General features: G+C 53.7%; 2 protein-coding genes. Both read left to right on the top strand.

Annotated features, from left to right (window positions below):
* The coding region (locus tag E0E29_RS18510; RefSeq protein WP_207303632.1) for a hypothetical protein at positions 1-242 on the top strand (242 nt) is incomplete at its 5' end.
* Between the two features lie 102 nt (positions 243-344).
* Positions 345-1,400, top strand: a complete 1,056-nt coding sequence (locus E0E29_RS16900; protein WP_130848640.1) for an IS30 family transposase — start codon at positions 345-347, stop codon at positions 1,398-1,400.
* The last annotated feature ends 96 nt before the right edge of the window (positions 1,401-1,496 follow it).

The following is a 1,496-nucleotide window of genomic DNA, read 5'->3' as shown; positions in this document are numbered from 1 at the left end:
CTGTTGTTGATTGGCTCTCTGTAAACTTGCTGCCTTCTCCATGTCTGCACCTCACTATCTTGGAGTCTGGGACACTCTCTGGTACTACTTGGTACTACCATGCACTTCCTCAGACTCTTATAGTTTGGCAGAGGCATTTTACCCTGACAAGCCGCCGACTGTTTTTACGCTTACTTTTTCTCTCCTCAATTTTTCTTTATTTCCCTATTGACTTTTTATTTGCAGACTTTTTTGTTGGTTGATTGTAAAATCAAGTTGGGCACTTGAAGAGAAAAGTCCATAGTGATTTTTTCCCGTGGTAGAATGAAGTTGCTACACCAAATTCACTATGGGAGGCAATCACTATGGACTACCAAGATTATATCACAGTAGCAGCAGAACGCAAGAAGGGACAGCATCTCGGTATGGTAGAACGGGGTGCCATTAAGGCCCTCAAACAGCAAGGCCTTGGCATACGGGCCATTGCCAGAGAGGTGGGCTGCGCTCCATCCACCATTACAAACGAGCTGCGGCGTGGTACACCGGTTCGTAAGAGCACCAAGGGGAAAGCCCCCGGCTACTCCCCGAAATTGGGAGAGGCGGTGTACAAGGCAAACAGAGCAACCTGCCACAGGAACCCGAAATCGGACGGTTGCCAGGACTTCTCCAAGTGGGTGATCCGGCAGGTACAGGAACACAAGTGGTCGCTGGATGCCTGCTGCGGCTACGCCAAGCTGCACCACCTGTTTGAGCCGTCTAAGATGGTTTGCTCCCGCACACTCTACAATATGGTGTGGAGAGGATGTCTGCCCATCCATCCCACGGAATTGCCTGAAGCATTGAAGCGAAAGACGAAGAAGCACCGGGTTCGGGAGAACAAAAAGCGTTACGGCGCAAGCATTTCAGACCGTCCGGAGATTGCTTCTCTCCGCATGGAAGAAGGCCACTGGGAGGGCGATACCGTGGTTGGAAGGAGGTCTGGAAAGGAGTCCGTAGTCTTCTCTCTGCTGGAGAAGAAGACCCAGAACTACCTTGCGTTCCGTATCCCCGGCAAAACCAGCGAGGCGGTGATGGCAGCCATGACCGCCCTCCATGCCGAGTACGGCGAGCATTTCGACCAGGTCTTTAAGACGATTACTGTGGACAACGGCAGCGAATTCGCTGACTTCGCTCAGATAGAAAAATGGGGCACCAAGGTCTACTTTGCTCACCCGTACACCTCATGGGAGCGGCCCCAGAACGAGCGCCACAACGGCCTGTTTCGGGCCTTCCTCCCCAAGGGCAAGTCCATTGAGCAATTCACCGACGAGGATATCCTCGCCGCTGCTGACGAGCTGAACGGACGGCCCCGCAGAAAGCTCGGCTACCGCACCTCGGAGGAGTTGTTTGAATCGTTCCTGGACGCTGTATACGCAGCCTGACGGCTGCGGCACCCTCGGTCCCGGACAGAGCCTGCGGCTCCATCCGAGACCGAGGCTGTCTACCACGGCGTGTCCAACTTGTTATTGCAATTTGCG

The organism is Intestinimonas timonensis (assembly GCF_900626145.1).
GTDB lineage: Bacteria > Bacillota > Clostridia > Oscillospirales > Oscillospiraceae > Intestinimonas > Intestinimonas aquisgranensis.
Note: the sequence above shows the minus strand (reverse complement) of the source record. Positions and strands in the feature narration are given on the sequence as shown.